We start from the raw sequence: 22349 nt of genomic DNA, 5'->3' as shown, positions 1-22349 counted from the left end.
CTCAGGGAGCAGAGAGGAACGCGCGCAGTCTCTCGACCTCGGCGTCGATCTCCCGTTCCTCGGTTTTCGTGACCTCCCGCAGCATCTCGATCCGTATCCCGCCGTCGCCGTCGAGATGCCATGTGCCGACGAGGAATCCGTCGGCGAAGACGAACCCCGGCGAGCGGCCGTTGGGTGTCACGGTCCGCCGGAACAACTCCGGGTCGGCGACGCGGACACGGTCGGCCGAGACGCCGATGACATGGTCGAACGGCGCCACGAGTCGGGCCGGGGCGGGAGTGTCAGGATCGGCGAAGCCGAGTCCGTCGAGATCGTAGAGGGTCTCGCCGTGCGGACCGGTCAGCCGGACGAGTTCCCAGTCGGCCTCCATCTTCTCCACGAGTGACCTCAGGCCGGTCATGCCCGCCCACGTCTGGATGGCCTTGACGGTGGCGGGCCCGAAACCGCGGAGGTACAGGCGGATCAGGTCCGCCCGCGCGTCCTCGCCCTCGACCGCCGGTGCACCCGGACCGGCCCATTCGTCGAACAACCGGTAGGTGGGCGCCCCGCGGCCCCGCCAGAGTCCGCGCGGCGGTACCTGCACGAGTGGGAGTCCACAACGGGCGATCCCGGTGAGGGTGGACGGGTTCTCCGCCGGATGCCGATGCGCCAGTTGCGTTCCCAGGTCCGTGCCGGAGAGTTCACGGCCGGTCAGGAGTTCGGCGGCATCGGCGATCACCCGCGACGGATCGGCCTCCACCAGCCTCGGGACGTGCGCCTCGGCGATCTCGCGCCGGAGGATCGGCTCGGCGAGCGGCCGTATCCACCGGGCATCCTCGGCGTCGATGAGGAACACCGTGGAGCGCAGCAACGCGATCCGCACGACCTCGCGCTCGGTGAGCAACTCGTCGAGTTCGGCCGGATCGAATCCCGCGACGCGGGACCACAATCCGAAGAACGCGGCACGCGGGTCCTGGGATTGCATGCCGACGCATCGGTCCAGCACCTCGATCGCGTCCTCGTCGACGCGTTCCAGCAGGTGCTGGCGGGACAGCAGGGTGCGGTTCCACTGCCGCAGTGTGATCGGCTCGGACACCTCAGGCGGGGTAGCCGATTCCGGTCGCCGCGTGGCAGCGATAACCGTGCGGGTTCTTCGCCAGGTACTGCTGGTGGTGATCCTCCGCGTAATAGAAGTGTCCGTCGCCCGCGGCGGCGAGAGGCTTGATCTCGGTGGCGATGGGGCCGAGACCGGCGGCATCGAGCGCGGTCTGGAACTTCGCCGCCGACTCCACGACGATCGCGGCGTCGTCGTCGGAGAGGGTGTAGACCGCCGACCGGTACTGGGTCCCGATGTCGTTACCCTGACGCATCTCCTGGGTCGGATCGTGCGACTCCCAGAAGATCTTGAGGATTCCCTCGAGGTCGATGACCGTCGGGTCGAAGACGACGAGCGTCGACTCGGTGTGGCCGGTGCGCGCGGTGCAGGTCTCCTCGTAGGTCGGGTTGGGCGTGTGACCACCCGCGTAACCGACCGCGGTCGTGTGCACGCCCGGGACCTGCCAGAAGATCTCCTCGATCCCCCAGAAGCAGCCACCCGCCAGGATCACCGCGGACAGACCGTCGTCGAAGGAGCCGATACCGCCGTTGCCGAAGGAGCCGTCGGCCTCCGGCCGCCCACGCATGGGGGTCTCCAGGACCAGATGGACTCCGGGGACCGTGATCTCGGTGTCGCGTCCGGGTAGTGCGGAGTCGGCCGCGATGAGTTCCTGCTTGTGCGAACTGGCGGCGAAGAGCTGGTCTAGCCAAGACATGCGCCAAGTCTACGCGCGCCGCCGGCCGTGTCCTGCTTCCCGAGTTGAGTCAGCCGTCCCAGTCTGTTTATGATGGCGGTCACATCCCGGCATGTGACACCTGTCACGTACAGCCGAAGGCCCTCGGGCCGCCGACGCCGGAATGCCGAGCCGATCCGCTGATGAAAGGCGACAATGGCGACGCACGCGACCGGAGACTATCGAGGTTCCCTCCGGACTCCGCGCGGCGCACCGCGCGCCAACTACGACGTGGCGAGAAGCTGCCGCACCATCGCGATGAGCATCGTCGCACTGCTGGCCGTCATCGTTGCGCTCGCACTGATCTGAGCCGATCCCGGCATCTCGCCCGCGTGGACCGGCGTGAACGCCCGCCCGTGATCTTCAACCGCACTTGATATTTCTTCGGGCCTGTTTGTTGCAATCACCCATGGTGTGGGGAAGGCTGGAACCATCCGCGTGGCGCCGACACAATCGGCGGACCCACGTGTGAACAGGGAATACGAAAGCACCTCAGAGAGGAACATCGTGGCTGAATACACCTTGCCGGATCTGGATTACGACTACGCGGCACTGGAGCCGCACATCTCCGGCAGGATCATGGAGCTCCACCACAGCAAGCACCACGCGACCTATGTCAAGGGCGCCAACGACACCCTGGAGAAGCTGGCCGCGGCCCGCGAGGACGAGAGCATCGCCGGAAAGGTCTACGGACTGTCGGCCACCCTGTCCTTCCACCTGGGCGGCCACACCAACCACTCGATCTTCTGGAAGAACCTGTCGCCCAACGGCGGCGGCGAGCCCGAGGGTGACCTCGCGGCTGCGATCACCGAGCAGTTCGGTGGCTTCGACAAGTTCAAGGCCCACTTCACCGCCGCCGCCACCACCCTGCAGGGTTCGGGCTGGGCGATCCTGGGCTACGACACCATCGGTGGCAAGCTGGTCATCCTGCAGCTGACCGACCAGAGCGGCAACATCCCCGCCGCCATCATCCCGGTCGTCATGCTGGACATGTGGGAGCACGCCTTCTACCTCGACTACCAGAACGTCAAGCCGGACTACGTCAAGGCTTGGTGGAACGTGGTCAACTGGGCCGACGCCGGTGAGCGTTACGGTCGCGCGAAGACCCAGGGCAACGGCCTCATCGTGCCTGCCTGATCCTCCCTTCGCCAGATACCAACGGCGCCGGTCACCTTCGGGTGGCCGGCGCCGTTCCTGTTCCGCGGGAGCGGGAGATCAGAGGATCAGCGTCACGGCGACGGCCACACCGCAGGCGATAGCGATCACGATGAGCGCCAACAGATCTGCGCGGCCCGGGCGGGCCGGATGAGCCGTGAGCCGACCGGTACCGCCGCGGGCGGTGATCGCCTCGGCCATCTCCGCGCTACGGCGCAGCGCCGACGACATGGCGGCCGTGATGAGATCCATGATCCCCATCTCCGCCGACGGATGATCACTGCGCCCCTTTGCCGTCGGCCGCAGCTTGTGCGCGGCGCGCAGCATGCGCAACTCCTCGATCAGCAGCGGAAGACCCCTCAGGCACAACGCGATTGCGACGGCCCACTCGTCGACGGGTAGACGCAGCCGCCGGAGGGGTCGCATCAACCGGGCGATCGCCGGTGCGACGTCGGCCATCGGGGTGGTCCAGATGACAAGGATCGAACTCGCCACGAGGACGAGCGCGAGGGTCACCGCCCGGAGGAACACCAGCCCACCGTGCACGCCGGCGAACGAGACGTTGAAGGCGACGCCGACACCGATCAGTCCCCAGAACCACCACGGCGGACGGGGGATGGCGCCCAACGGGATCCCGGCGATCAGGGCGGTGAGGATGACGATCGCGGCCACCATCCCCAGTGCCGGCCACGACGGCAGCACCCAGGTCATGATGCCGAGGATCAGCACGATCACCAGCTTGGTTCCCGCCCACAACCGGTGGACGAAGGAATCGCCGGGGACCTGCCGCAACGGAACCGTGCGCATGGTCATGGGGCACCTCCGTCCCAGCCGGACGGCTGATCGGCGTTCTGATGTGTGTCGGGCAGCAACCGCCCGTCGACGAGCCGGACCCGCCGGGTACACACCGAGTCCAGCGATTCGAAGTCGTGCGAGATGATCACGATGGTCATGCCCTCGGCACGCAGACGCGCGAGGAGCGCGACGATCTCCTCCCGAGCCAAGGGGTCGAGACCCGCGAGGGGCTCGTCGAGCACCAGCATGTCGGGGTTGCGGGCGATGAGCCCGGCGAGCACGACGCGACGCATCTGCCCACCCGACAGTGAATCGACCTTGGTGGCCGCCATCTGCCGGGGCAAGCCGACGAGTTCGAGGACGCGGGCGACCTCGGCGGTCCCGACCTTCTCGCCACCGGCCGCCATGATCTCGTCGGCGACGGTGACCTTCTGCAATTGCAGGCGGGCGTGCTGGAAGCCCAGCCCGACCGCGCCGACATGCTCGGTGACCGGCTCCCCGGCGTCGTAACCGGCTGCCGGAGTCGACTTCACGGAGGTGTCGAGCAGGTGGCACGTTCCGGTGCGCGGCGACAGGAGGCCCGCCATGATCCAGGCGAGGGTCGTCTTGCCCGACCCGTTGCCGCCGACGATGAGCAACCCCTCCCCGCGGTACACGGTCAAGGTGACGTCGGTGAGCGCGACGACCTCCCAGGGCGAGCCGGGCAGATGCGCATATCCCACATGGTCGAGCACCAGCAGCGGCCCGCCGATGTGCGGGCCCGGCGCCGCGAGGGACGTCGACGGCCCGGTCGGAGGAGCGTGGTCGAGGTCGGCGTGCGGGTCCGGCATCCAGTGCGGCGGATGAGGGACCACGCGACCGGCCTCGAGATGGATGACGCGATCGGCGGCCGCGGCCTCGCTGCCGCGGTGGGTGATCAGCACGACCGCGATCCCGCGTCGGGCCGGTAGCGACGCCAGCAGGTGCAGGAGCTGCCCGCGGCCCTCCGGGTCGACCATCGAGGTGACCTCGTCGGCGATGAGCAGCTGCGGATCGCGGGCGAGTGCCGCCGCGATCGCCAGGCGCTGCTGCTGCCCGCCGGACAGGTCGGTGGTCTCGCGGTCGCCGAGACCGGTCAGCCCGACCTCGGCAAGGAGAGCCTCCACGTCGACGTCGGCATCCGGCGGCAGACCCCAGACCACGTCGTCGGCGACGCGGGAACCGAGCATCTGGATCTCCGGCCGTTGCAGGACGAGCGCGGTCCCGCCGTGGACGCCCAGCCCGGCGAGACCCGGGCGGTGCACGACACCGGTGGTCGGGGCGCGACCGGCCAGGATCTTCGCGAGCGTCGACTTGCCCGAACCGTTGGCGCCGACGACGGCGACGAACTCGCCGGGGTCGATGCGCAGGTCGATGTCGTGGAGGACCGGTCTCGCGTCCGGGCTGTAGGCGAAGCCGACACGTTCGGCGACGATCGGCAGCGGCGCGACGTCGGTTGCCGTCGATGCCGGACCGTCGGAGGTGAGCGTGTCCTCGCTGGGGACGTCGCGAAGTCGCGCGATGACGCCACCGAGAATCCACCAGGCGGCGAGCAGCGAGATCGCGGTGCCGACGGTCCCGGAGATCCAGATCCACGCCCACCAATGACTGGCGATGCTCCGGCTCATCGAGTCGAGGGCGTTGCCCACGACATCGGTGGGTCCCCACCCGCGCAACCACTTGGCGACACCGTGGAGGGAGTTGGTCATCGCCTCGATGGTCAGCTCACGCAAGGGCACCAAAATAAGGAGGATCAGGACCGAGACCCCGCCGAGGAGCGGCGAGGCCACCAGCGTGGCCAGTCCGAGCGTCCCGAGCCCGCGGCGACGTCGCTTGAGGTCGCCGACGATTCCGCCGATCAGCGCCGAGCCGAGCACGGTGGCCATCGCGCCCGTACCCGCCATCGCGAACGCGACCGCTGTCGTCGCCACGGTGGCGGTGAGCAGTGCACGCGGCCGAGTGCGGGCTGCGATGAGGGCGAGAGGAACCGGGGCGAGCAGCCCGGCCGCCTGCGCCAGCGGGATGACCGAGGCGATGACCACCGCGGCGACGGTCAGGCCACCGAAGATCGCGACGGACGCGAACTCCATCGGACGCAGCGGGTGCGAGTTCTTCACCGGTCCAGTGTGCCTGGGCACCGGAGCCGTCGGTCGATCGCATGTAAACGAACCGTCACAAGACGGTGGTTCGGGTTGTCCGTTTCGTCCCCGCGGTGGATTCTTTTCACACGGGTGATCTTCGGCGGTCCTGGGTCTCAATGACCAGGTCTCCCACCCGGATTGGAGGTAGGACACGATGCAGTCGATTCCGATCGGACTCACCCCGTTCCAGCATGAGGGCACGCTGAACGGAATCCTCATCTCGGGCCGCTGGCCGGAATCCACACTCGAGTGGACACAGACCCTCGTCGGGTCGGTGCGGATCGCATGCCGGCCCGGCTTCCTCCCGACGACGACGATCTTCGGCGTCGTCGAGCAGCGTCCGCCGCACGGCGGTGAGGACACCGTCGGGATGATGGTCGCGATCGGAAACGTCGTCGACGACAGCTTCGTCGAGGCCGGCAGGTTCCTGAACAATCCCCCGGCGCTCGTCATGCTGCACCCGCCGTCGCAGACCCGTCCGTCGTTGCCGGAGTGTTCCGAGGTCGCCTCGGGTTGTGTGCTGCTGCCCGGGCTCCCCGAACTCGGACTCGAGCACCGGGCCGGGTGGGCCGAGGCGGAGGCCGACGGGACCGTGGTGAACCTCCGCAACGAGGTGGGCATCGACCCCAATGCCGACCCGGACACCGCCGTGCTCGCCATGCTCCTCGCAGCTTAGGGCGCCGAGGCCTCGCGAAGGCCCAGAGGCGGTTGCCCGCACGCGGCAATCCGGGTGGCCGAACTTTAGTTTTTGTGCCCCCGACCTGCATGGATACGGGCTACTGACGAGTTGCATTCGCCAGTTAGGGCTCACTAACCTGGCGTCTGTGATTGCTGCCCTGCTCCTCAGTTTCGGCGTGATCTTCGTCGCCGAACTGGGCGACAAGTCACAACTGATGGCGATGACCTACGCCCTGCGGTACCGCTGGTGGGTCGTCCTCCTCGCCATCACCGTCGCCACCACTGCGGTACACGCCGTCTCGGTGTTCTTCGGTCATTTCCTCGGGATGTCGCTGCCGACCGATCTGATGTCGGTCCTGGCCGGCCTCGCCATGCTCGTCTTCGGCCTGTGGACGATCTACGGAGATCGCCTCGACGACGAGGAGCAGAACCGCGCGACGCGAGTCGGCGCCTCGGTGTTCCTCGCCGTGATGTCGGCCTTCTTCCTCGCCGAGCTCGGCGACAAGACCATGCTGGCCACCATCACACTTGCCACCGACCACGACTGGCTCGGCGTGTGGATCGGTTCCACCGTGGGCATGGTCGCCGCCGACGCCCTGGCGATCGGCGTGGGTGTCCTGCTCGGGAAGCACCTTCCCGAGCGTGTCATCGCGATCGGTGCGGCCGTTCTGTTCTTCGGTTTCGCGGTGTGGCTCACCGTGACCGGCCTGACCGGGGCGTCGACCCCGATGATCGCCGCGACGGTCACCGCGATCGTCGTCATCATCGGAGTGGGGACGTTCCTCATCCACCGCGACCGTCGTCTCCGCGCCGACTCCGATACCGAAGCAGCCGTTCCCGAGCGTTCGCTCGGTGGACACGAGGGCTGAACGCGGGCGCCACGCAGCAGCTGACTATCGTGAACGTGCACCCCGCGCCGGTGCACGTCGTCCACTTCACCGGGACACGGGTCCGGCGGCAATCGGTACCGCGAAAGGACTACTACACCCATGGACGTTTCAGGCGCTTCCGTTCTGGTCACCGGCGGGGCATCGGGCCTCGGCGCAGCCACCGCCCGTCGCTTCGCCGCCGCAGGCGCGCAGGTCTTCGGCCTCGACCTGCAGGCCTCGATCGACAAGGCGGCACCCACCGACGGCGTCACCCTGATCGCCGCCGACGTCACCGACGAAGCGCAGGTCCAGGGCGCCATCGACACCATCGCCGAGTCGGGCGCACCGCTGCGTGTCGCCGTCAACTGCGCCGGCGTCGGCTGGGCCGCACGCATCCTCGGCAAGAACGGCCCCCACGAGCTCGACCTCTTCCGCAAGGTCATCGACATCAACCTGGTCGGCACCTTCAACGTGATGCGGCTGGCCGCCAACCGCATGTCGGAGGAGTCCACCATCGACGGCGACGGCCAGCGCGGCGTCATCATCAACACCGCTTCGGTCGCGGCCTTCGAGGGCCAGATCGGTCAGATCGCGTACGCCGCGTCGAAGGGTGGCGTCCACGCGATGACCATTTCTGCGGCCCGCGACCTCGCCCGGATCGGTGTGCGCGTCTGCACCATCGCCCCCGGCACCATCAGCACCCCGATGCTGGCGGGTGTGACCCCCGAGTTCCAGAAGACCCTGGCCGAGGCGATCCCGTTCCCGCAGCGTCTCGGTGAGCCCGACGAGTACGCACAGCTGGCCGAGTTCATCGTCGAGCACAACTACCTCAACGGCGAGACCATCCGCATGGACGGCGCGATCCGGATGGCTCCGCGCTAGAGTCCCGATTCCTGGTCCTCGGCCGGGCGACCGATGGGCGCCACCTCGGCGTCCTCGGTCAGCAGCAGCTCCTCGGACAACCTGATCAGCGGTGCGGCATCCGCTTCCAGACCCTCGCCGTCGGCGGGGGCGAGGTCGCGGACCGCGCCGCTGATCTTGTCTCCGGCCCCGTCGGCCACCGCGCTCAACTCCGACACCGCGCTGCGCAGCAATCGAACCTGCACGTCGACCTGGGCATACTCGAAGACCGGCGGTAGATACGGACTGAGCTGGGTCAACGCGTCCCGCGTCTCGACCACGCGCCGGTGGAGCCGCGTCGTCGGCGACAACTGACCCGTGTCGGGCAGCACGACCTCCGGTACCGCACCGGTCACCAACCGCCACAACGGCAGGAGTTCGGTGTCGAGTCGGCGGCGGCGCCGGTTGGCCACGAGGGACTGCACCCTGGAGTAGACCATCGGATAGCTGATGCCCAGCAGGAAGGACACGACGCCGACGGTCGCCAGGACCCGGTTGGTGGTCACGAGCCACGGGGACCTCGCGACATTCATCGCACTGACCGCGACGAACACGATCTGCGCGATCGCACCGAGCGCCAGGAACCCGAGTCCGGCCATGAGCAGACCCAGCGACACTCGTAGGTATCCGTCGGCCGTCGCATAGAACTTCCGGACACTGTTGACGCAGGCCAGGAAACCATAGGCGAGGTATCCGCTCGCGATCAGCATGAACAGGGCGAAACCCCAGTTCTGGACGGTCCATTCGCTGATGGTCTCGGTCCGGATCTCCTCGGGGATCACCAGCATGGTGATCTGGAGACCGATGAGCGACGCGACGAGCGGCAGCGCCTCCCAGCCGGCGCGTCGTTCGCGGGACACCCGGTCGGGGAAGAAGAAGACCACGACGAGCGCGGCCACCCCGATCGCGAGGAGCGCGTAGAAGGCCACCCTCGACAGTCCGGCGAATCCCCTGGTGTTGAGCGTGGACGCCACCGCCTCGTTCACCACGACGAAGGCGACCGTCAACGACGCGACCGCGACCATCATCGCCAGCGGTTGGAGTCCCCATCCGGTACGGCGGATCTGGTCCAGTCGCCAGCAGAACGCGATCGCGAAGACCACGCCCGCCAGCGCATTGACGATGCCGATCCCCGCCTCGACACCCTGAGCGAGGACGAGGGCAGTGACGGCGTCGCCGGCCGACCCGGTCACAACCATCCGCGGTGCCCACCCAGCAGCCGCTGGAGGCCCCGGAGCTCGTCGTGCGCGGCAGTGCTCCCGACGCCGGTGCCGGCCTCCTCGGCCCAGGCGAGGATCATCGACGCCAACATCTCGGCCTCCCACTCGCGGTCATCGGAGTAACAGGTACGACGCAGTGCCGCGTCGGACGAATCCTGCGTGAGAGCGGCCAACCCTTCGACGGACACCTCGGCAAGCATCTGGTGCCCGGCGATGAGATGCCCGAATTCGTGGATGACGATCTGGTCGCGATGCAGCGGCGACGTGTTCGCCTGATAGAAGAAGTAGTCCGCGTCGGCAGCCGCCAACCAGATCCCATTGGGCGCACCACTGGGCAACGGATGGGCGAGCAACCGGATCGGACGACCCCGTCGCTCGCCGTACCGGTCACACAGCTGAGTGACGTCCAGCGGGAGATCGAGATCGAGTCCACGCAACGCGGTGCGGCACAGCACACGCAGAGCACGCTCGGATCGACGCATGCGCACAATCGAACCATGACCCCGCAAGGGCAGGCGATCGGTGTCCACCGACCCGAGGAACGGACGGCCACGAGGCGGTCACCGGTTCGGACTTGTCTGGGCCGACACCCCACGGCCCATTTTCTCTGTCCGACGCCCGTCGACCCGTGCGACGCGGTTGTCGACCGTCAGGCCGAGAACCAGGTCATTCCTCGTTCGGCTCCCCGACCACACGCAGGCGCGAATCAGCCGACGGCTTCTTCTCGTCGCTGAGTCCTGCTGCGATGACGTCCGGTGGATCCTTCGGCAGCCCCTGCTGCTCTCGCAGCACCTTGATCAGTTCGTTCACCACGGTGACCGAATCGCTCGAGAGTCCCGCCAGGCGGAATGCGGCCAGCTGTACGTTGGTGTCCGCCTGCAACCGCATCAGATCGATCTCGTCGCGGGTGCGCTGCGCGGCCCGATCCTCGAGGAAGTAGTGTACGTCGACCCCGAATGCGGCCGCGATTCCCTCGACGGTGCGGAACGACGGGGACTTCGCTTTCCCCGACCGCAACTGGCTCAGATACGACTCACCCAGACGGAACCCTCGCTCCGTCGACCGCGCCGCAATCGCCTTGGCACTGTATGCCCTCCCGTTCGGACCGGGTACGGTCCGAAAAAGCTCCTCGAGTCGCCGGGCGAACAACCCCGGATCGAGTGCATCCGATTCCTTCGTTCTCGAACGATCGGGGTCGGTGCGTCCGGTGTCGCCCATAGGCTTCTCCGCCCCTCCTGAAGTCATGACCATGTTCTCCGAAATGCGAAACTTGAATTTGCAAACATTAAAGCCCGCTGTACTCGGCCGTTGCAATGACCGGTACGGTCAGAACGTACCGGACCGTCGCACGCCATGCGTATCACCTGTGGTGATGATGTAACGAACGTTAGTGTGGCGTTCTTCACACTTCGGGGGGTAGCACGGTGTCGGCCTGCCGACGACACATGAACTGGAGGCCTGACCGTGATGCACTCGGGGTCATGAGGTCGCGCCCCGAACCACTGGATCTTGTACACAACTGTACTCCCGGAGCCGAACGATGACCCACCGCATTCCGGAGCCTCACGGCAACCGTCGGCGGCGTCGATCCGTGGCATCCGTCGGTGCCGTCCTCGCGATGATCGCGTTCCTCGCTCTCGCCCCCGGCATCGGCTCGACGGCCCCGATCGGCTCTGGTGACTCCGGACCCGGCAACAGCGGGTCGGGCGGCTACGGCGCGCACAGCGCCGACGACGACTCCGATGATGATGACGACGACTACGGGGCGTCACCCCCGACCGGCAACGGCACCCCGGGGAGCTCCTGGCACCACGGCCACGGACACGGACACGGCCATCACGGTCACGGCACCCCGTCGGGCACCGGAACACCGTCCGGGACCACGACGACGGGCAGTTCGGTGACCGGGTCCGCCGAGACCGGGCCACCTGACACCGGGAGCTCGACGACCGAAGCCTCTCCGTCGGAGAGCCCGGCGACGTCGGCTACCTCGACGACCGGGATCGTGATCCCCGTGCCGCCCGTGAACGTCTGGCCGAACGTGCCGCCGGCTCCGCAGGACCCGACCGGCGCCGACCCGTCACCCGACGGCGAGGGAACCCCGCCCCCACCCGCCGACGTCCCGACGGTCGCCGCCCCCAGCGGTCCCCCTGCCGCCGCGGCTCCCGGGGCATCTGCAGCAGGCGCGCCGGCAGGTGTGGGAGCCGCAGCTCCTCGCGCCGGCGAGACCTCCCCGGATGCGGAGACGCCGGAAGCTGTTTCGACCGACTCGGACGAGTCCGAGTCCGCCGCCTTGGTGTCGAGTCCACCGGCACCGTCCGACGGTCCGGCACAGGCCCTGCCGAGTTCGTCCCCCGACACGATCCTGACGGGGGTCAAGAAGTTCCTGGTCGGCGTGGCCCCCGGTGGCCTGATGCTGCTCGGCGCGGTCGCCCTGTTCGGCAGCGGATCGTTCCTGGAGTCGCTGCGCACCCTGCGTTCCTGACGGTCGCCCGCCGGCTCGTCGGGTCAGTCGTCGGTCCGTGCCAGCAGATCCCGTTCGTGCGGGACGTCGTCGACGGCGCCCCCGGACATCCACTCCCGCAACACCTTTGTGGCCCGGACGTCGTCCTCGTTGTACTCCAGCAGTCGCTGCCGCTGACCGAGATCAGGGCGGCCGCCACCCAGAGCGACCGCGGCGCGGTACCACTCCATCGACGCCTCGCCGCTCGCGTCGTCGTCGCGCCACGCGAACCCGGCGACGGGCGCGACCCGTTTCAGTCCCTTGCCGCGGGGACAGATGAAGTTCTCGCCGACGGCCTCGTAGATGTCGACCCACTCGTCGGAGGCGATGAAGGCCTCCACCTCGCGTCGCGTCGGGATGCCGGGTTCGCCGGCGAACCGGTCGGCCGAGCCCAGCAGCCAACGGTTCTCGGCCTGTTGTGAGTAGCAGTACGCCGCGAAGGTCTTCCCGCTCTGCCGGGCGGCGAGCCGTTCGGCGGTCAGCCAGGCCCAGAACTCGGCGAACGACCTCGCCTCGTCGCGGGTGGGCAGCGGATCCCAGGTGACGAACGGCCGGTAGACCACCGGCTCGTCGGGCGCGGTGGTGTCGGTGCGCAGCGTGCCCCACAGGTAGGCGCCGTGTTCGCCGAAGCTCTCCATGTCGACGTCGACCTCGATGTCGGCGCGATACACCCGCGGGGTGTCGAGGCGCCGGACGAGTTCGGTTCCGGTCAGCCAGGCGATCGCACCGATCACCGCGTCGTCGAATCGTGCACTGCCCGGCCAGTTCTCCGGCGGATCTCCGCGCTGCGCGGCGAGCTGGTCGATCGTCGTGATGCCCGCCTCGATGAGTGCGGCGCCCTGGTTCCCGGTGGCGACGAGGGACACGTCGCGGACGGCCTCCAGTTCCGGGCCGCACTTCACCCACCACGGGCACGAGCGGCATTCGGCGACGCGTCGCGGTTCGGTCGGCACCTGCTGCGCCGCGATCGCCCGGCGCCGGTCCAGGACCTCGTTGTAGTCCTCGAGCATCGCACCGGTGTCGTGCACGACGATGCAGTCGGCGTCGACGCCGATCACCCCGCCGCGCAGGTCACCGCTCTCCGACGACGCGGCGCTGCCGATCTCGACCAGCATCGCGGTGAGCTGGGCGAGGCGCAGGGCGTCGCGCCGGTTGGGACGGCCGGTGCGATACGGATCGGGCGTGGGCGCCCACCCCCAGAGCGGACTGGTGACCAGTGTGGGCGGGCGGCTCGGATCCGGTGTGGTCTTCGCGGGCTGGGTGATCCGGTGATTGACGACGATGACCGGGACGTACCCGTCGCCCACCCTCACCAGGAGTTCGGCATGGCCGCGCCGCCCGTGTTCGACGTCGGTGGGCAGCGCCGCATTCCAGATCCACGCGACACCCGCGTCGCACGCCTTCATGGTGGCGGCGACCCGGTCCGCGGCCCTGGACTCCGGGTCGACGGCGACGAACGCACCCGGCTGATCGCTGTGGATGCCGCGGAGCAGTTCCCGGACCGCGGTCCGATGATCGGCCGCGGCCTCCTTGCGTCGCTGCACGCCGGGCGGGTCCGGTTCGGTACCGGGACGCCCCTCGTGACCGAAGTCGAGAGCGACCCGGTGCTCGCAACCCGCCAGATCGCGCGGCGACAACACCACAGAGGCCACGCCATCCCTTTCTCGGCTCGAGCAGTCGGACGCGTGGCCCCACCGGGCCACGTGTCATGCTTGTACTTGTTACCACGCCCGCAGCGGTCCACTCGGCAGCAGCGAAAGGTCATTCGATGGGTTTGTTCTCCTCCGACGGTAGGTCTCGCGCTCAGCGCCGCGCAGAGGCCAAGGCTCTCAAGACGAAAGCCAAGCTCGAGGCGAAGTTCGACGCCAAGCACCGGCGGAAGGAACAGAAGGCTCGTCGCAAGACCGAGCACAAGTACCTCCAGAAGGATCTGAAGGCGGAGCGCAAGACCGCCAAGCAGTTGGCGAAGGCCCAGGAGAAGGTCGTCAAGGCCGAGACCAAGAGGGCCAGTGCCGAGGCGAAGGCAGCCGCCGACGCCAAGGTGTTCAGCCCGGCCAGCGTCAAGCGCTACCTCACGGTCGCTCGCCTCGTGGCGCCCATCGCCGTCCCGATCGCCTACCGCGCGGCGGTCGCGGGTCGCGCACAGCTCTCGGCGCTGCAGGCCAGTCGTGCGGGTGTGTCGCCAGAAGTGTTGCGCCAGTTCAGCGGCCACGGTGCCGCCCTGTCCGCCCGGATCGCGACCACGCGCACCACCCTGGACAAGGTCGTCGCGCAGGACACCAGCGCCGACGCCAAGGACTTCGTCACGGCGATGACCCAGCGTCTGGACAACCTGGACATCGCGGTCGGCGCGGCCGAGACCATGTCGGCCGGGCAGCGCCGGACGGCCCACCAGGCGATCGACGACGAGCTCGTCGCCATCGACGCCGACATCCTCGCGCGCCTCGGCGTTCGCTCCTGAACCTCTAAGATGGGTTCCACGCGTCGCGTCGGGGATCTCCCCTGCGCGCACACCCCGGAGACACACGCAAGGCCGGGACACACGCAAGGGAGCGCCGTATGACCGAGCAGGAGCCGAACGTCACGCCGTCCGACGACGGTGCGAACAACGACGAACCTCCCCAGGAGTCGGCGGCGGCCGATCCCGGACCGGCTCAACCGGATGCGACGCCGGCCCCCGAGCAGGCGACCCCACCGAAACCTGCGCCGAAGAAGGCCCCGGCCAAGAAAGCACCCACCAAGAAGGCCGCGAAGAAAGCACCCACCAAGAAGGCCGCGAAGAAAGCACCCACCAAGAAGGCCGCGAAGAAAGCACCCACCAAGAAGGCCGCGAAGAAAGCACCCGCGAAGAAGGCCGCCCAGAAGAAGGCGCCGGAGAAGAAGGCACCCCCAAAGTCGGTACCTCCCGTCACCGAGGTGCCCGTCGCCGAAACCCCGGCCGCCCCGGAGACCCCGATGCCGGCTCCCGCCCCCGCCCCCGCGCCGACACCGGCGCATCCGCCGGTTGACGTCGTCGCCGAATCCGATGCTGCGCGAGCCACTTTCGCCCAGCTGCGATCAGGTGCACCCACCGAGCCGCCGACGACCAACCTCCCCCCCGCTTACGCGGGGCTGGCGGCGGTCGTGGCGATGCTGGTGTTCGTGGTGCTGCGGCGCGTCCTGCGCTGAGGGGCTACCGCGGCGGCGGTGAGACCTCGACGCCGCCCGACTCGTGCTCGGGTCCGGCGTTCGGGTGTTCGGCGGGGAGCCGTCCGCGGAAGCGTGCGGCTTCGCTCGGACCCGGTTCCTCGCCCCGCGAGTGCGGCGGCCGGTGGTACGGTCCCGGCTTCGGGCGCGCCTTGCCGCCGGGGAACGCCAGGCGCGCGATGGTGCGGTGGACCTGGCCCCACTGTTGTCCGAAAGGTCCTGTGTTGTAAGGCAATCCGTAGCGTTCGCAGATGTCCTTCACCTTGGGTGCGACCTCTGCGTACCGGGTGCTCGGCATATCGGGATACAGGTGGTGCTCCACCTGGTAGCCGAGGTTGCCGCTGATGATGTGGAACAGCGGGCTGCCCTCGATGTTCGCCGCACCGACGAGCTGACGGACGTACCAGCCGCCGCGGGTCTCGTTCTCGACCTCTTCCTGGCTGAATGTGTAGGTCTGGTCCGGGAAATGGCCACAGAAGATGATGGCGTGCGCCCAGACGTTCCGGATGATGTTGGCGGTGAAGTTCGCGGTCAGGGTCCGCAGGAAGGTGCTCTCCGCACCGGGCAGCACCTGGTCGGCGAACTTCGCAGCGGCACGACCTCGCCGGCCACCGCGGCGTCGGATCGCATTGCCGATCCGCGAGGTCGACGGCTGCCGGATGGCACCGCCCGTCGCGGCCTGGCTCAGCAGGAATGCACCCGCACTGATCGCCGGCCAGCCGATGTAGTCCTTCACGACCTGGCGACGCATCTTGACCGCGATGCCCTTGAGGTCCTTGGTGAGCTCCGACATCGGCTTCTCACCGCGCCGGATCGCCTCGAGGTCGAGATCGTGCAGCGCGACACCCCACTCGAAGAAGGCGGTGAGCAGGACGTTGTAGAACGGCTGGAGCAGATAGACCGGATGCCACTTCTGGTTCGGGTCGATCCGCATGATCTCGTAGCCGAGATCCTTGTCCTTGCCGCGGATGTTGGTGAACGTGTGGTGGATGTAGTTGTGGGAATGCTTCCACGCCTCGGCCGTGGAGGCGGTGTCCCAGTCCCACACCGACGAATGGATGTAGGGATCGTTCATCCAGTCCCACTGGCCGTGCATCACATTGTGGCCGATCTCCATGTTCTCCAGAATCTTGGCCATACCGAGGCACGCCGTCCCGGCGACCCATGCGCCCCGCGAACGCGAGTTGAGCAGCACGATGCGTCCCAGCGCAGCGAGCTGGCGCTGGGTGGCGATGACGGTCTTGATGTAGCGCCGGTCGCGGTCGCCGAGGTCGCTGTAGACCTCGTCGTGGATGGCGTCGAACTCCTCGGCGAGCTTGTCGATCGTCTCCTGATCGAGGTGCGCCAACGGGTTGGTCACGCGCTGTCCGGAATCGGTGGTTGTCATAATTGTTCCTCCCGGTCAATCCTGACCTTCGGTCGACGGTGTAGATCCTGACCTTCGGTCGGTGGAGTAGGTGTGACGGCCGATCAGAGCTCGACGTCGACGTCTCCCTCGGCGGTGTTCACGCAGATGCGGATGCTCGATCCCTCCGGCGAACTGACCTCGCCGGTCCGCAGGTCCCGGATGCTCCCCTGCTTGAGAACCCCGGTGCAGGTGTGGCAGATACCGATCCGGCAGCCGAATTTCAGCTGCATACCGTTCTCCTCGCCTGCGACGAGGATCGGTTGGCCCGGCTCGCAGGTCACCTCGGTGTCACTGCGCGTGAACCGGACGGTGCCCCCCTCACCCTCACCGGCATTCCCGCCGATGATCGGCTGGAAACGTTCGAGATGGATCCGGTCGCCGACACCCTCGGACTCGAAATGCTCGACGAGGCTGTCGAGAAGCTCACGCGGTCCGGAACACATGGCCTGCCGTTCACGCCAGTCCGGACAGAGTTCGTCGAGGTCGGCCGCCTTGATCCGGCCGTCCCGGCTCGTGATGCGCAGCGTCAGGTCGAATCCGTCGTGCCGCTCGTCCATCGACTCGAGATCGGATCTGAACATCACCTGTTCGTCACTGTGCGCCGAGTGGATGGCGACCACATCGTCGACCCGATCGCGGTGGTCGAGGTCGCGGAGCATGCTCATGATCGGGGTGATCCCGCTGCCCGCACTGATGAACAGCATCTTCTCCGGCAACGGATCGGGGAGCGTGAAGACGCCCTCGATCTCACCGAGCCGCACGATCTCCCCCGGGCGCACGCGGTGGACGAGATAGGGCGAGACCGTCCCCTCCTCCACCAGCTTCGGCGTCACGCTGATCAGACCGTCACGCGGATGCGGATCGGAGGTCAGCGAGTAAGCGCGCCAATGGAACACGCCGTCGATGACCACGCCGAGACGGACATACTGCCCCGGTTGGTGACCAGGCCACTCGTAGCCCGGTTTGATCCACACCGTGGCCGCATCCGCGCCCTCGGGACGTACCTCGACGACCCGTCCGCGCAGCTCCTGCGTGGTCCAGAGCGGATTGATCAGCTCCAGGTAGTCGTCGGGGTGCAGAGGATTGAACAGGTGTCGGATCGCGCCGAGAAAACCTCGACGCAGCGGGGAGACCTTGGGTGCTGCGCCGCGCTCAGCCACGGAACAGCCTTTGTCGCAATTCGATTCGTGTCACGAGACCTCGCAATGGGTCGTCGGTTGCCTCTTGGTGCCCACGAGCTGCTTCATGGGTACCCTCCGAGCGATCTGAGTCTGACCCTACGACCTCTGGCGCCGCAGGGTGAGTCACTCGATCAGATCGGTTCACAACGGCCGTATTACCACCGGAAAGCCGCTTCAAACCCAGGTCGGGGCATCAATCCGGCCACGTTCTCCGGCAAGTGGGATCTATCGGGCGACGGACGAGTCGATGCACCTGCAGATCGCGACCGCCACGTCGTCGGGCCGGGATTCCGGGAGCCAATGGTCGGCACCCGGCAGGACGACGAAGTCGTAGGGAGCGTCGACCCACCCCGAGGTCAGTTGCGCACCGACCCTGCCGAGGGCGATGTCGCGGTCTCCCCAGAGATATGACGTGGGCACCTTCACCTGGGCCGGCACCGACCGCTTGTCGGGGATGGGCATCGCGCGGTACCAGCCGAGCGCTCCGGGCAACGCACCGTACTCGGCGATGTCGGGAACCACGCGGGAGGCGAACGGCTCCGGGAGCCCCATCCGCACACCGAAATCCGGTCGCGTCGTCATCAACCGCCCGAGTAGCTTCTCGGGCAGCACCGGGATCTGGAACGCCAGCATGTACCACGACCGGAGGAACTGTCCGCGGGGCATCGCCTGCAGGAACGCACCCGGATGTGGAACCGACAGTGCGGTCAGCGTACGCACCCGATCAGGGTGATGGGCCGCGAGCGTCCACGCCACCGCCGCACCCCAGTCGTGGCCGACGATGTGCGCATCGTCGAGGCCCGCGGCGTCGAGCAGCGCGAGCACGTCCGCCACCAGCTCGCCCTGGACGTAGTCCCGGCGCCGGGTGGGTCGCGCCCCGGGCGAGTAGCCGCGCTGATCCGGGGCGATCGTACGGAAACCCTTGTCGTGCAACAGCGGAGCGACGAGATCCCACGAGCTCGCCCGCTGCGGGAAACCGTGCAGCAACACGATCGGTTCCCCGTCGGGCGGGCCGGCGTCGACGACGTCGAAGGTGTGCCGACCGCGCCGGAACGTCGTCAACCTGTCGGTGGTCCGACCGCCCATTCCGTGACCTCGCGCCACTCTCAGTCCTCCCAGCGCACCCGCAGGATGCGGTCGGAACCGTCGCCGTCGCTCGTGGTCAGCACCAGTGACCCGTCGGGTGCCACGGCAGCACCACGCAGACGGCCGTGCTTCTGCTCGAGGGCCTCGGTCTTCGACACCACCCGGCGTCCGTCGTCGGAGAGCTTCAGGAAGACCAGTCGCTTCCCCTTCAGCGCGGTGAGCACGAGTCCTCCGCTGTACGGTCCCCAGCCGGTGTCGGGCAGGAAGGCGATGCCCGGCGTCGCGATCGTCGAGTTCCCCGACGACCACACCGGCCCGACAGCGCCGGGGACCCGGCCGGTGTCGGTCATCGGCACGGACTCGTCGTAGATCAATGGGGTGCGGTCGGGTTTGTAGCCGTAGTTGCCGCCGGCGACGATCAGGTTCAGCTCGTCGTCGCGCCTCGTCCCCTGCTCGACCGCGTAGACGCGACCGCTGCCGGGGGCCACTGCGACGCCCTGGACGTTCCGGTGGCCGAGGCTGTACACCGGGCTGCGCGGGTCCGGATTGCCCGGTGCCGGTGTGCCATCGAGGTTGATGTGCAAGACCTTGCCGCCCAGCGACTTCCGGTCCTGGGCGAACGACGGGGTGCCGGTGTCGCCGGTGCCGACCCAGATGCTGTCGGCGGCGGCGGCGAGTCCGCAGCCGGCGCGACTGCCGGAGGAGTTCACCGGGATGTTGCCGAGAAGCGTCCGTTCCCGAGTCATCCGCGTCCAATCCGCGCTGACCCGCCACGACACCACCTTGGTGGTCTGGCCGGTCTGCGGCGCCGGAATGGGTGCGCCGGCCAGCGGCTCGGGGACGGTGAATGCGCCGGGCACGGTGTACTCCGCCTGACATGAGTACACCCGCCGGTTCTCGGAGAAGCGCGGATCGATGGCGAGTCCCATCAGCCCAGCCTCGTGGACCGCGAAGATCTTCGACAGGTCGGCCCGGACGTCGACGCGCTTCCCGCCTGGGCGCACGGCGACGAATCTCCCCGCACGCTCACCGGTCAGAATCGTCCTGTCGGGTGCCACGACGACGCCCCAGGGAATCGTCCGCCCGGCGGTGACCGTCGAGACCTGCAGCGGCGCCTGGGCGTGCGCCGCCGGGGCCGCGACGAGCATCCCGGCGATCGCGGCCGCCGACGCGGTGATCGTCGTGAGCCCGCGGGCCGCCGAGCGGATGAGTGTCCTGCGTTCACGACGTGTCGGGGTCACAGGGCTCACCGTAACCACGACCCGGCGGCGGGCCGTGGCGAAACGGCGAGATCGAGACCTAGCGGCCGGGTAGGTACTTCAGGGCGCGGACCGCGGCCGGTGTGATCGCCCGGTAGATGTTCCTGGGGACAAACGGGGCGCGGTCGATCCCGATGAAGCGCTGCTCGGCGATCGTCTGTGCCTCGGTGTATTTGAGCAGACCCTCTTCGCCGTGGCGTCGGCCCACACCGGAGATGCCCATGCCGCCCATCGGTGCGGCGGTCGACGCCCACGCAGCGGCGTACCCCTCGTTGATGTTCACGGTGCCGGCCCGCAGGCGTTCGGCGACGGCCTGCGCCTCGGCGCTGCTGCCCGCGAAAACGCTTGCATTGAGCCCGTATTCGGTGTCGTTGGCGAGCTTGATGGCCTCGTCCGTCGAGTCGACCGGGTAGATCGAGACGACCGGCCCGAAGGTCTCGTTGCCGTAGCAGACCATGTCGTCGGTGACGTCCGTCAGCACTGTCGGCTCGAAGAAGAACGGGCCCAGGTCGGGACGGCGCTTGCCGCCGGCGAGGACCTTGGCGCCCTTGGCGACCGCGTCCTGGACATGCGCCTCCGCGGTGTCGATCTGTGCGGCCGAGGCCAGCGAACCCATGTCGGCGGTGAAATCGTAAGCGCCCGAGAGCTTCATCATCGAGACAAATGCCGCGAACCGCTCGGCGAACTCGTCGGCGATCCGTTTGTCGACGTAGATCCGCTCGATCGAGATGCAGAGCTGACCCGAGTTGGAGAAAGAGGCGCGGGCGGCACCCTGCACGGCGTTGGCGATGTCGGCGTTCGCGGTGATGACCAGGGGGTTCTTGCCGCCCAGCTCGGCCGAGAAACCGATGAGCCGACGCCCCGCCTGCTCGGCGAGGGTGGCACCGGTGGCCGACGACCCGGTGAACATCACGTAGTCGGTCGAGGTCATGATCGCCTGCCCCACGACGCTTCCCGGTCCCGGGACCACTGCGTACAGCTCACGCGGGAGACCTGCCTCGTACAGCAGTTCCGCCAGCGCCAAAGCGCAGTACGGGGTCTGGCTGTCGGGCTTGACGACCACGCCGTTGCCGGCGACGAGTGCCGCGACGGCGTCCGAGACGGCGAGCGTCAGCGGGTAGTTCCACGGGCTGATCACGCCGATGACGCCCTTGGGCAGGTGACGCACCCGGACGCTGGTCGCGCCGGGCAGCATGCCCTTGACCTTTCGGTCGGCGAGCAGCTTGGGTCCGGCGGTCGCATAGTGACGCGCGGTGATCGCGACGTCGATCACTTCCTCCTGCGCGTAGATCCGGGCCTTGCCGGTCTCGGCCTGCGCGATGTCCATCAGCGACTCGGCGTTGCGGAAGACGAGGTCGGAGAACTTGTCGATGATCTGGGCGCGTTCGGCCGGGGTCCGGGCCGCCCACCCCTGCTGCGCCTGCCGCGCACGGGCGACCGCGGTCTCCAGGTCTTCGGCCGTCGCGACCGGGATGGTGGCCATCTCGGTGCCGCTGAAGGCCTCGAGCACCGACCGGGTGGGACGGCTCGCGGCGTCGTCGATCGCGACGAGGGCCCCGAGACGGGCGAAATATTCGGCGGTGGGCTTCGGCATTTCGGGTCTCCTCAGTGCAGGCTCGGGTCGTTACGATGGACGGTCGCGGACCGGCGCGATCAGCTCTCGGGACCGACGAGCACGATGCCGTCGTCGTCGGAGTAGACGATGTCGCCCGGGTTGAAGGTCTCGCCACCGATCGACAGCGGCACATCACGGTCGCCGGCGCCGGTCTTGGTGGACTTGCGGGGGTTGGTGCCCAGCGCCTTGACGCCGATCGCCATCCCGCCGATGGTCTTGGCGTCGCGGATGGCGCCGTTCACGATGATCCCCACCCAGCCGTTGGATCGGCCGAGTTCGGCGATGATGTCGCCGACCAGCGCGGTGTGCACCGACGCGTCGCCGTCGATGACCAGCACGCCGCCCGGGTTGGACTCGCTCAGGATGGACTTGAGCAGGGCATTGTCCTGGAAGCACTTGACGGTGGTGACGCGTCCGACGAACTCGCGGTTCCCGCCGTACTGCGTGAACTGGGTGTCGCAACTACGGACGTCGGCCCCGATCTCGTCGACGAGATCAGCCGTCGGGGTGAAGGTCAGCTCGCTCAT

General features: G+C 68.1%; 22 protein-coding genes. 8 read left to right on the top strand and 14 right to left on the bottom strand.

Features of this window, described 5'->3' with window-relative positions; genetic code table 11:
• Position 1: 1 nt before the first annotated feature.
• Both PWF70_RS01060 and msrA read right to left on the bottom strand, forming a co-directional pair.
• Positions 2–1075 carry a winged helix DNA-binding domain-containing protein gene (locus PWF70_RS01060; protein ID WP_035754206.1) on the bottom strand — a complete coding sequence of 358 codons (1074 nt, stop codon included), beginning with the start codon at positions 1073–1075 and terminating at the stop codon, positions 2–4.
• Position 1076: 1 nt separating this feature from the next.
• The gene (gene msrA / locus PWF70_RS01055; RefSeq protein ID WP_006358852.1) at positions 1077–1790 is read right to left on the bottom strand and encodes a peptide-methionine (S)-S-oxide reductase MsrA; all 714 of its coding nucleotides are present in this window, start codon (positions 1788–1790) and stop codon (positions 1077–1079) included.
• 174 nt (positions 1791–1964) lie between these two features.
• Between msrA and PWF70_RS01050 the strand changes: the two genes are divergently transcribed.
• Together PWF70_RS01050 and PWF70_RS01045 are read left to right on the top strand one after the other, a co-directional pair.
• On the top strand, positions 1965–2117 hold the full coding sequence (locus PWF70_RS01050; protein WP_006358853.1) for a hypothetical protein: 153 nt from the start codon (positions 1965–1967) through the stop codon (positions 2115–2117).
• A gap of 198 nt (positions 2118–2315) precedes the next feature.
• Positions 2316–2945: a superoxide dismutase gene (locus tag PWF70_RS01045; protein ID WP_006358854.1), complete on the top strand. Its 630-nt coding sequence runs from the start codon at positions 2316–2318 to the stop codon at positions 2943–2945.
• Positions 2946–3023: 78 nt separating this feature from the next.
• Here the strand turns inward: PWF70_RS01045 and PWF70_RS01040 are convergent, their stop codons facing one another.
• Together PWF70_RS01040 and PWF70_RS01035 are read right to left on the bottom strand one after the other, a co-directional pair.
• Positions 3024–3776: an energy-coupling factor transporter transmembrane component T family protein gene (locus tag PWF70_RS01040; RefSeq protein ID WP_035754204.1), complete on the bottom strand. Its 753-nt coding sequence runs from the start codon at positions 3774–3776 to the stop codon at positions 3024–3026.
• The gene (locus PWF70_RS01035) at positions 3773–5866 is read right to left on the bottom strand and encodes an ABC transporter ATP-binding protein (RefSeq protein ID WP_035754445.1); all 2094 of its coding nucleotides are present in this window, start codon (positions 5864–5866) and stop codon (positions 3773–3775) included. The genes PWF70_RS01040 and PWF70_RS01035 overlap by 4 nt, the downstream gene beginning before the upstream one ends.
• Before the next feature lie 205 nt (positions 5867–6071).
• Here PWF70_RS01035 and PWF70_RS01030 point away from each other — a divergent pair, with 205 nt between their 5' ends.
• The 3 genes from PWF70_RS01030 (at position 6072) to PWF70_RS01020 (ending at position 8346) form a co-directional block, all read left to right on the top strand.
• Positions 6072–6593 carry a hypothetical protein gene (locus tag PWF70_RS01030; RefSeq protein ID WP_006358857.1) on the top strand — a complete coding sequence of 174 codons (522 nt, stop codon included), beginning with the start codon at positions 6072–6074 and terminating at the stop codon, positions 6591–6593.
• 148 nt (positions 6594–6741) lie between these two features.
• A complete protein-coding gene (locus PWF70_RS01025) occupies positions 6742–7464 on the top strand; it encodes a TMEM165/GDT1 family protein (RefSeq protein ID WP_035754202.1) in 723 nt (240 codons plus the stop codon).
• 120 nt (positions 7465–7584) lie between these two features.
• Entirely contained in the window at positions 7585–8346 is a 762-nt protein-coding gene (locus PWF70_RS01020) for an SDR family NAD(P)-dependent oxidoreductase (protein ID WP_006358859.1), read from the top strand.
• Here PWF70_RS01020 and PWF70_RS01015 read toward each other — a convergent pair.
• From PWF70_RS01015 to PWF70_RS01005, 3 genes are all read right to left on the bottom strand, one after another.
• Complete coding sequence (locus PWF70_RS01015) at positions 8343–9563, bottom strand: MAB_1171c family putative transporter (protein WP_035754201.1); 1221 nt, start codon at positions 9561–9563, stop codon at positions 8343–8345. The genes PWF70_RS01020 and PWF70_RS01015 overlap by 4 nt on opposite strands.
• On the bottom strand, positions 9554–10066 hold the full coding sequence (locus tag PWF70_RS01010) for a hypothetical protein (RefSeq protein ID WP_035754200.1): 513 nt from the start codon (positions 10064–10066) through the stop codon (positions 9554–9556). The genes PWF70_RS01015 and PWF70_RS01010 overlap by 10 nt, the downstream gene beginning before the upstream one ends.
• Before the next feature lie 184 nt (positions 10067–10250).
• Positions 10251–10829 (bottom strand): helix-turn-helix transcriptional regulator, encoded by a 579-nt coding sequence (locus PWF70_RS01005; RefSeq protein ID WP_035754443.1) that lies wholly within the window; start codon positions 10827–10829, stop codon positions 10251–10253.
• 346 nt (positions 10830–11175) lie between these two features.
• Between PWF70_RS01005 and PWF70_RS01000 the strand changes: the two genes are divergently transcribed.
• A complete protein-coding gene (locus PWF70_RS01000) occupies positions 11176–12069 on the top strand; it encodes a hypothetical protein (RefSeq protein WP_231380944.1) in 894 nt (297 codons plus the stop codon).
• Between the two features lie 23 nt (positions 12070–12092).
• On the opposite strand, the gene PWF70_RS00995 is transcribed toward PWF70_RS01000, so the two are convergent.
• Positions 12093–13739 (bottom strand): TM0106 family RecB-like putative nuclease, encoded by a 1647-nt coding sequence (locus PWF70_RS00995; RefSeq protein WP_006358864.1) that lies wholly within the window; start codon positions 13737–13739, stop codon positions 12093–12095.
• Between the two features lie 116 nt (positions 13740–13855).
• On the opposite strand from PWF70_RS00995, the gene PWF70_RS00990 reads away from it, so the two are divergent.
• Both PWF70_RS00990 and PWF70_RS00985 read left to right on the top strand, forming a co-directional pair.
• Positions 13856–14548: a DUF6474 family protein gene (locus PWF70_RS00990; RefSeq protein ID WP_035754198.1), complete on the top strand. Its 693-nt coding sequence runs from the start codon at positions 13856–13858 to the stop codon at positions 14546–14548.
• 98 nt (positions 14549–14646) lie between these two features.
• Positions 14647–15255, top strand: a complete 609-nt coding sequence (locus PWF70_RS00985; protein ID WP_241548364.1) for a hypothetical protein — start codon at positions 14647–14649, stop codon at positions 15253–15255.
• A 4-nt stretch (positions 15256–15259) separates the two neighbouring features.
• On the opposite strand, the gene PWF70_RS00980 is transcribed toward PWF70_RS00985, so the two are convergent.
• The 6 genes from PWF70_RS00980 to rraA form a co-directional block, all read right to left on the bottom strand.
• Entirely contained in the window at positions 15260–16660 is a 1401-nt protein-coding gene (locus PWF70_RS00980) for a fatty acid desaturase family protein (RefSeq protein WP_035754196.1), read from the bottom strand.
• Positions 16661–16743: 83 nt separating this feature from the next.
• Entirely contained in the window at positions 16744–17841 is a 1098-nt protein-coding gene (locus PWF70_RS00975) for a ferredoxin reductase (protein WP_006358868.1), read from the bottom strand.
• 246 nt (positions 17842–18087) lie between these two features.
• A complete protein-coding gene (locus PWF70_RS00970; RefSeq protein ID WP_035754439.1) occupies positions 18088–18948 on the bottom strand; it encodes an alpha/beta fold hydrolase in 861 nt (286 codons plus the stop codon).
• A 20-nt stretch (positions 18949–18968) separates the two neighbouring features.
• On the bottom strand, positions 18969–20189 hold the full coding sequence (locus PWF70_RS00965; protein WP_035754194.1) for a PQQ-dependent sugar dehydrogenase: 1221 nt from the start codon (positions 20187–20189) through the stop codon (positions 18969–18971).
• Between the two features lie 58 nt (positions 20190–20247).
• Positions 20248–21801 carry a succinic semialdehyde dehydrogenase gene (locus PWF70_RS00960; RefSeq protein ID WP_035754193.1) on the bottom strand — a complete coding sequence of 518 codons (1554 nt, stop codon included), beginning with the start codon at positions 21799–21801 and terminating at the stop codon, positions 20248–20250.
• Between the two features lie 59 nt (positions 21802–21860).
• Positions 21861–22349, bottom strand: a complete 489-nt coding sequence (gene rraA, locus PWF70_RS00955) for a ribonuclease E activity regulator RraA (protein WP_005200809.1) — start codon at positions 22347–22349, stop codon at positions 21861–21863.

Origin of the sequence: Gordonia sp. Swx-4 (genome assembly GCF_030316175.1) — a bacterium.
In the GTDB taxonomy this organism is placed as follows: domain Bacteria; phylum Actinomycetota; class Actinomycetes; order Mycobacteriales; family Mycobacteriaceae; genus Gordonia; species Gordonia alkanivorans.
Note: the sequence above shows the minus strand (reverse complement) of the source record. Positions and strands in the feature narration are given on the sequence as shown.